At 57.6% G+C, this 7,642-nt stretch carries 6 protein-coding genes and 1 tRNA gene; 6 read left to right on the top strand and 1 reads right to left on the bottom strand.

Annotated features, from left to right (window positions below):
• Nucleotides 1-76 (top strand) — tRNA-Gly (locus PU683_RS18735).
• A gap of 269 nt (nucleotides 77-345) precedes the next feature.
• Here PU683_RS18735 and queG read toward each other — a convergent pair.
• Complete coding sequence (queG, locus tag PU683_RS18730) at nucleotides 346-1,485, bottom strand: tRNA epoxyqueuosine(34) reductase QueG (RefSeq protein ID WP_277174031.1); 1,140 nt, start codon at nucleotides 1,483-1,485, stop codon at nucleotides 346-348.
• 14 nt (nucleotides 1,486-1,499) lie between these two features.
• Between queG and nnr the strand changes: the two genes are divergently transcribed.
• From nnr to miaA, 5 genes are read left to right on the top strand one after another with little or no spacing between them, the layout of a single operon-like run.
• On the top strand, nucleotides 1,500-3,011 hold the full coding sequence (gene nnr / locus PU683_RS18725; RefSeq protein WP_277174029.1) for a bifunctional ADP-dependent NAD(P)H-hydrate dehydratase/NAD(P)H-hydrate epimerase: 1,512 nt from the start codon (nucleotides 1,500-1,502) through the stop codon (nucleotides 3,009-3,011).
• On the top strand, nucleotides 3,004-3,465 hold the full coding sequence (gene tsaE, locus PU683_RS18720) for a tRNA (adenosine(37)-N6)-threonylcarbamoyltransferase complex ATPase subunit type 1 TsaE (protein WP_277174027.1): 462 nt from the start codon (nucleotides 3,004-3,006) through the stop codon (nucleotides 3,463-3,465). The genes nnr and tsaE overlap by 8 nt, the downstream gene beginning before the upstream one ends.
• 16 nt (nucleotides 3,466-3,481) lie before the next feature.
• Nucleotides 3,482-4,810, top strand: a complete 1,329-nt coding sequence (amiB, locus tag PU683_RS18715; RefSeq protein WP_277174025.1) for an N-acetylmuramoyl-L-alanine amidase AmiB — start codon at nucleotides 3,482-3,484, stop codon at nucleotides 4,808-4,810.
• A gap of 11 nt (nucleotides 4,811-4,821) precedes the next feature.
• Entirely contained in the window at nucleotides 4,822-6,699 is a 1,878-nt protein-coding gene (gene mutL / locus PU683_RS18710; RefSeq protein WP_277174023.1) for a DNA mismatch repair endonuclease MutL, read from the top strand.
• The gene (gene miaA, locus PU683_RS18705; RefSeq protein WP_277174022.1) at nucleotides 6,692-7,642 is read left to right on the top strand and encodes a tRNA (adenosine(37)-N6)-dimethylallyltransferase MiaA; all 951 of its coding nucleotides are present in this window, start codon (nucleotides 6,692-6,694) and stop codon (nucleotides 7,640-7,642) included. The genes mutL and miaA overlap by 8 nt, the downstream gene beginning before the upstream one ends.

Raw genomic sequence — 7,642 nt, 5'->3', positions numbered from 1 at the left:
GCGGGAATAGCTCAGTTGGTAGAGCACGACCTTGCCAAGGTCGGGGTCGCGAGTTCGAGTCTCGTTTCCCGCTCCAATCTTTCGTATCCAAAAAATTATCCACAGCGAATAACCGCGCTGCGGGCGATTTCCTTTCATGCTGAAAAAGTATTGTGAACAGAGTTATCCACAGGAAGACCTTTCCTTAGCCGGATTTCTGTTGCTTCGCTTATCAAATTATTCCTTTGTAAGCCCATGAATTTTAAAATAAAAATAACATGTCAAAATGTTAACAAGATCGCTTGACGAATTTGTTAACGTTGAAACGTAATGTGTTTTTAATTTTATTCACAAGCTGTGGATGGCTCAGGCATCGCGCGGCAGCCCCTTTTCCACCACCCGCACCAGACGCTGTTTTTGCGGCAGCTGCACCTCAACGACGCAGGCATTACGCTTCTCAATTTGCTGCGCAATCGCCCACGTGATGTGCTCATCAAGAAGTGGGTGCTCACCCAGGCGCTGTTTTAGCGCCACGATATTGGCCTCATCCCACGGTGCATTGCCCAGCGCGACCGCAATATTGCGCAGCCAGCGTAGATGACCAATACGGCGAATAGCCGAACCTTCCGTGATTTTTAAAAAGCGCGCTTCACTCCACGCAAACAGTTCAATCAGCGCTGGCGCGTGCAGGGCTTTGCGCGGGCTGAAATCTGCCTCATCCGTAAGCTGCGAGAAGCGGTTCCACGGGCAGATAAGCTGGCAGTCATCGCAGCCGTAAATCCGGTTACCGATAAGCGGGCGAAACTCCTCGGGGATCGCGCCCTCTAACTCGATGGTGAGATAGGAGATGCAGCGGCGCGCATCGACGGTGTAGGGCTCGACAATCGCCCCGGTTGGGCAGATGGTCATGCAGGCGACGCAGCGCCCGCAGCCCTCTTCAACGGGTTGGTCAACGGGCAAAGGCAGGTCAATCAGCAGTTCGCCAAGAAAGAAAAATGACCCCGCATCGCGGCTGAGAATAAGTGAGTGCTTACCAGTCCAGCCAAGCCCCGCTTTTTCCGCCAGCGGCCGCTCAAGAATGGGCGCAGAGTCGACAAACGGTCTAAAATTCAGCGAAGCACACTGCTGCTGAATCAGCTCGCCGAGCTTTTTAAGGCGGCTGCGCAGCAGCTTATGATAGTCGCGGCCCAGCGCGTAGCGGCTGACATAACCGAGCGCCGGGTTTTTTAGCGTGCTGGCGAAGGCCGCGTTCGGCGGCAGGTAGTTCATTCGTACGCTGATGACGCGAAGCGTGCCGGGGAGAAGCTCATGGGGGCGGGCGCGCATCATACCGTGACGCGCCATCCACTCCATCTCGCCGTGATACTGTTTATCCAGCCACGCCTGCAGCTTCGGCTCGCTGGCCGTGAGATCGGTATCGGTAATACCGACCTGCTGAAAACCTAATTCAGTGCCCCACTGCTTGATTTGTTGCGCTAACTGATTGAGATCGAGGGGCTGTGACATGACGGACCATAGAGATGAAAAAAAACGCGGCAAGTATACCACACTCCATCTGGCCTGCTGACGACCTGAAACGTATCGAACAAGAGGCGGCAGACAGCCTCGGTATCACGTTATACGAATTGATGCTGCGCGCAGGCCAGGCTGCTTTCCAGCTGGCGCGGGATCATTTTCCCAATACAAAACACTGGCTGGTGCTGTGCGGGCATGGCAACAACGGCGGCGATAGCTATGTTGTTGCGCGCCTGGCGGCCGCTGCGGGCATTGAGGTTACCGCGATCGCGCTCGAGAGTGATAAACCCCTGCCGGAAGAGGCGGCACAGGCGCGTGAGGCCTGGCTCAATGCCGGTGGCATGATCCACGCCGCAGAGGCGCTCTGGCCTGAAGGTATTGATCTGATTATCGACGGCCTGCTCGGTACCGGGCTGCGCAGCGCGCCGCGCGATAACGTTGCGGCGTTGATTACGCGTGCCAACCAGCATGTTGCGCCGTGTATTGCCCTTGATATCCCATCAGGCCTTAATGCGCAGACCGGCACCACACCTGGCGCGGTGATCCAGGCTCGACATACCATCACGTTTATTGCCCTGAAACCGGGGCTGCTTACCGGTAAAGCGCGTGATGTGGTAGGCCAACTGCATCACCATGCACTGGGCCTTGAGGCGTGGCTTGACGGGCAGCAGCCACCTCTTTCCCGTTTTGATGCCAGCCAACTTGCAGAATGGTTTACGCCGCGCCCGCCAACGTCTCATAAAGGTGATAATGGCCGGTTGGTGATTATTGGCGGTGACCACGGTACGGCGGGCGCTATTCGCATGACGGGCGAAGCAGCTTTGCGTACCGGTGCCGGGTTAGTGCGCATTCTGACGCGCCGCGAGAACATTGCCCCCATCATTACTCAGCGGCCAGAGCTTATGGTCGACGAGCTAACCCCTGAGTCCCTTGAAGAGAGCCTTGAATGGGCAGATGTAGTGGTGATTGGCCCTGGCCTCGGGCAACAGGAGTGGGGTAAAAAAGCGCTGCAGAAAGTGGAGAACTTCCGTAAACCGATGTTGTGGGATGCGGATGCACTGAACCTTCTGGCAATCAACCCCGATAAACGTCACAATCGCGTATTGACGCCGCACCCAGGCGAAGCTGCGCGTCTGCTTAACTGCAGCGTGGCGGAAATTGAAAGTGATCGCTTACTTTCGGCGCAGCGTCTGGTAAAACGCTATGCGGGGGTGGTGGTGCTGAAAGGCGCGGGCACAGTGGTGGCAAGCGCAGACGGCGAATGCGGTATTATTGATGCCGGCAATGCCGGAATGGGCAGCGGCGGTATGGGCGACGTGCTCTCTGGTATTATCGGCGCGCTGCTCGGACAGAAATTCAGTTTGTATGATGCTGCCTCTGCAGGCTGCGTTGCGCACGGCGCGGCGGCGGATCTGCGGGCGGCACAGTATGGCCAGCGCGGCATGCTGGCTACCGATCTTTTTAGCACGCTACTGCGTGTTGTTAACCCGGATGTAATTGATACAGAAAATGATTAATCGCGTGATTCCTTTACCTGATGAACAAGCCACCCTCGATCTCGGTCAGCGCGTGGCGCAAGCGTGCGCGGGCGCCACGGTGATCTATCTGTATGGCGATCTTGGTGCCGGCAAAACGACTTTCAGCCGTGGCTTTCTGCAGGCACTGGGTCACCACGGGAATGTGAAAAGCCCGACCTACACGCTGGTGGAGCCGTACGACCTTGATAAGCTGATGGTCTATCACTTCGATCTCTATCGGCTCGCCGATCCAGAAGAGCTGGAGTTTATGGGCATCCGCGACTATTTTGCCAACGACGCCATCTGCCTCGTCGAGTGGCCGCAGCAGGGCGCAGGCGTATTGCCGGAGCCGGATATTGAAATCCATTTAGATTATCAGGCGCAGGGGCGTGAGGCGCGCATTCGCGCAGTATCCTCATCGGGCGAATCGTTGCTGGCGCGTATGGCTGGTTAACAGGAAAGGTGACGGGATGATCTCTCGCATAACAAGTTGGTTGGCGCTTACGCTGTTGCTGCTCTGTTTCCAGGTTAACGCCGCGAGTTTAGCGGATATTCAGGTATCGAATGGCGAGAACCAGGCGCGCATCACCTTCAGCTTTATGGGCGATCCTGACTATGCGTTTAGCCCGCAGGGCAAGCGCAGCGTGGCGCTTGATATCAAGCAGACCGGCATTATTCAAGGGCTGCCGCTGCAGTTCAGCGGTAACAATCTGGTTAAGAGCATCCGTGCCGGGACGGCGAAAGATAACCAGTCGATCCGCCTGGTGGTCGACCTGACGCAAAATGGCAAAACCCGCGCGGTAAAACAGCAGAGCGGGGCAGGGTATACGGTGATCTTTACCATTGATGCTGATGCGCCACCTCCGCCTCCGCCGCCGCCCGTGGTGGTGAAGCGCGCCGAGACACCGGTCATGAGGTCGCAGCCGGGTACGCCTGCGCGTAATCCGTTTAAACCGGATAACGATCGCATGACCAGCGTCGTCAGCAGTAATACAACCACCCGACCTGCCGCACAGACGCGCGCGGCCTCGGGCGATAAAGTGATTATCGCCATTGACGCCGGTCACGGCGGCCAGGACCCGGGCGCAATTGGCGCAGGCGGCACGCAGGAAAAGAGCGTGACGATTGCCATCGCGCGTAAGCTTCGCGCCTTGCTGAACGCCGACCCGATGTTTAAGCCAGTGATGACCCGTGACGGCGACTACTTTATTTCGGTGATGGGCCGTTCTGACGTGGCGCGTAAACAGAACGCCAACTTCCTGGTCTCGATTCATGCGGATGCCGCGCCGAACCGTGACGCGACGGGGGCCTCGGTGTGGGTGCTCTCAAACCGCCGTGCGAACAGCGAAATGGCAAGCTGGCTTGAGCAGCATGAGAAGCAGTCCGAACTGCTGGGCGGTGCGGGCGATGTGCTGGCTAACAGCCAGTCCGACCCCTATCTCAGCCAGGCGGTGCTCGATCTCCAGTTCGGCCACTCCCAGCGCGTCGGCTATGATGTCGCCACCAATATGCTGAGCCAGCTTCAGCGCGTGGGCGCGCTGCATAAACGCCGCCCGGAGCATGCAAGCCTTGGCGTATTGCGCTCGCCGGATATTCCCTCTGTGCTGGTCGAAACCGGGTTTATCAGCAATCGCAGCGAAGAGCGCCTGCTTGCCAGCGATGACTACCAACAGCAAATCGCGGCGGCCATTTATGGCGGTCTGCGTAACTACTTCCTTGCGCATCCTCTGCAATCAGCCCCGCAGGGCGGTGCGCAAATGGCGAATGCGGGCGCGCCCGCAGATGGTCTGCTTAACTAAGGATTCTTTTCATGCCGATACAGGTTCTACCGCCACAGCTTGCGAACCAGATCGCCGCAGGCGAAGTGGTTGAACGCCCTGCGTCGGTAGTGAAAGAGCTGGTGGAAAACAGCCTTGATGCCGGTGCGACGCGCATCGATATCGATATTGAGCGCGGCGGTGCCAAGCTGATTCGCATCCGGGATAACGGCTGCGGGATCAAAAAAGAGGAGCTGGCGCTGGCATTAGCGCGGCATGCTACCAGCAAGATCGCCTCTCTTGATGATTTAGAAGCGATCATTAGCCTTGGCTTTCGCGGCGAAGCGCTGGCGAGTATCAGTTCGGTTTCGCGCTTAACGCTCACCTCGCGCACCGCTGATCAGCAAGAAGCGTGGCAGGCGTATGCTGAAGGGCGCGAGATGGCAGTCACGGTAAAACCGGCTGCCCATCCGGTTGGCACGACCCTTGAAGTGCTGGATCTCTTCTACAACACCCCGGCGCGGCGCAAGTTTATGCGCACTGAAAAGACCGAGTTTAACCATATCGATGAGGTGATCCGCCGCATCGCGCTGGCGCGCTTCGACGTCACCATCAACCTCAACCATAACGGCAAAATGGTGCGCCAGTACCGCGCGGTGGCACAAGGCGGGCAGAAAGAGCGTCGTCTGGGCGCCATTTGCGGAACGCCTTTCCTGGAGCAGGCGCTGGCGATTGAGTGGCAGCACGGCGATTTAGCCCTGCGCGGTTGGGTCGCCGATCCGAAGAGCAGCACCGCCGCGTTTACCGATATTCAGTATTGCTATGTCAATGGCCGCATGATGCGTGACAGGTTGATTAACCATGCCATTCGCCAGGCCTGCGAAGATAAGCTCGGCGCCGATCAGCAACCCGCTTTTGTGCTCTACCTGGAGATCGATCCGCACCAGGTGGATGTCAACGTTCATCCGGCTAAGCATGAAGTGCGCTTTCACCAGTCGCGGTTGGTGCATGACTTTATCTATCAGGGAGTGCTGAGCGTGTTGCAGCAGCAGCTTGACGCGACGCTGCCGCTCTCTGACGAACCTGCGCTGCGCGTGCTTCCGGAAAACCGCGTGGCCGCGGGGCGTAACCAGTTTGCCGAGCCGCGCGCCGTGCGAGAACCCGAGGCAGGATCTTATTCTCCCTCTTCCGGCGGCGGATCGTCCTCCGGCGCGTCTTCTCGTCTACCCGCGAGCAGCGATCGCGGCTGGCCAAACGCGCAGCCGGGTTACCAGAAAAAGCAGGGCGCGCTCTACCAGAAGCTGCTGGAAACGCCGATGGTTGAACCGAAAGCGGAGAAACGACCCCCTTCTTCAGCCCCGGTGCTCGACGGGCACAGCCAGAGTTTTGGCCGCGTGCTGACGCTGATTGCGCCGCACTACGCGCTGCTTGAGCGCGACGGTAAGCTGGCGCTGCTGGCATTGCCGGTGGCCGAGCGCTGGCTACGCCATGCCCAGCTCTCGCCCGATAATGCGCCGGGCTGCGGGCAACCGCTGTTGATTCCGGTACGCCTGAAAATCTCTGCCGATGAGAGCGCAGCACTCAAGCGCGCGCAGCCCGTGCTGACGCAAATGGGCATCGAATTTGTGCCGGATGGCCATCACGTGACCATTCGCGCGGTGCCTTTACCCTTGCGCCAACAAAATTTACAAAACTTGATTCCTGAACTGTTAGGCTACCTGGCGCAGCAGACAAGCATTGACGCGGTGAATATTTCCCACTGGCTGGCGCGCCGTCTGGCGACCGAACATGCGCAGTGGAGCGTTGCTCAGGCGATCACTTTGTTGGCCGACGTTGAACGGCTTTGTCCGCATCTGGTAAAGACCCCGCCGGATGGTTTATTACAACCTGTTGATTTACAAAAGGCGATGAACGCCCTGAACGATGAGTGAAGTCAGTAAGGCAAGCCTGCCGAAGGCAATTTTTTTGATGGGCCCGACGGCCTCCGGTAAAACAGCGCTCGCTATCGCGTTACGTAAAGTTTTGCCAGTTGAGTTGATAAGCGTTGATTCAGCCCTTATTTATCAAGGCATGGATATCGGTACAGCTAAACCGAACGCGGAAGAGCTTCGCGCTGCGCCGCACCGGTTGCTTGATATCCGGGATCCGGCGCAGGCCTACTCCGCGGCTGATTTCCGCCGCGATGCGCTGGCTGAAATGAAAGCCATCACCGACGCAGGACGCATTCCTCTGCTGGTGGGCGGCACGATGCTCTACTTTAAGGCGCTGCTGGAGGGGTTATCTCCCTTACCGTCAGCCGATCCGAAGGTACGAGCCGAGATTGAACGGCAGGCGGCAGAGCGTGGGTGGGATGCGTTACATGCGCAGTTACAGATCATCGATCCTGTCGCTGCAGCACGAATCCATCCGAATGATCCGCAAAGGCTTTCCCGGGCACTGGAAGTTTTTTTCATTTCGGGTAAAACTTTAACAGATCTGACGCAAACGTCAGGAGACGCTCTGCCTTACCAGGTGCATCAGTTCGCCATCGCCCCGGCGAGCCGTGAACTGCTCCATCAACGAATCGAGCAGCGTTTTCACCAGATGTTAGCTTCAGGTTTTGAAGCAGAAGTGCGGGCGCTTTTTGCTCGCGGAGATTTGCATACGGATATGCCTTCCGTTCGTTGTGTGGGATATCGCCAGATGTGGTCTTATCTTGAAGGCGAGATTTCATACGATGAAATGGTTTATCGAGGTATTTGCGCCACGAGGCAGTTAGCCAAGCGACAGATGACCTGGCTGCGCGGATGGAGTGAGGTTCACTGGTTAGAGAGTGAAAAGCCAGAAAAGTCTTACCATGACGTGTTACAGGTAGTTAGTGCTATCGCAGGGTGA

Origin of the sequence: Candidatus Kosakonia sp. 282A-S69, from assembly GCF_029433855.1 — a bacterium.
GTDB lineage: Bacteria > Pseudomonadota > Gammaproteobacteria > Enterobacterales > Enterobacteriaceae > Kosakonia > Kosakonia cowanii_A.
This window is presented reverse-complemented; position numbering and strand designations above follow the sequence as displayed.

Coding starts and splice junctions, on each gene's coding strand:
- mutL (WP_277174023.1), top strand. CDS start 4,822: ATGCCGATACAGGTTCTACCGCCACAGCTTGCGAACCAGATCGCCGCA.
- miaA (WP_277174022.1), top strand. CDS start 6,692: ATGAGTGAAGTCAGTAAGGCAAGCCTGCCGAAGGCAATTTTTTTGATG.
- amiB (WP_277174025.1), top strand. CDS start 3,482: ATGATCTCTCGCATAACAAGTTGGTTGGCGCTTACGCTGTTGCTGCTC.
- nnr (WP_277174029.1), top strand. CDS start 1,500: ATGAAAAAAAACGCGGCAAGTATACCACACTCCATCTGGCCTGCTGAC.
- tsaE (WP_277174027.1), top strand. CDS start 3,004: ATGATTAATCGCGTGATTCCTTTACCTGATGAACAAGCCACCCTCGAT.
- queG (WP_277174031.1), bottom strand. CDS start 1,485: ATGTCACAGCCCCTCGATCTCAATCAGTTAGCGCAACAAATCAAGCAG.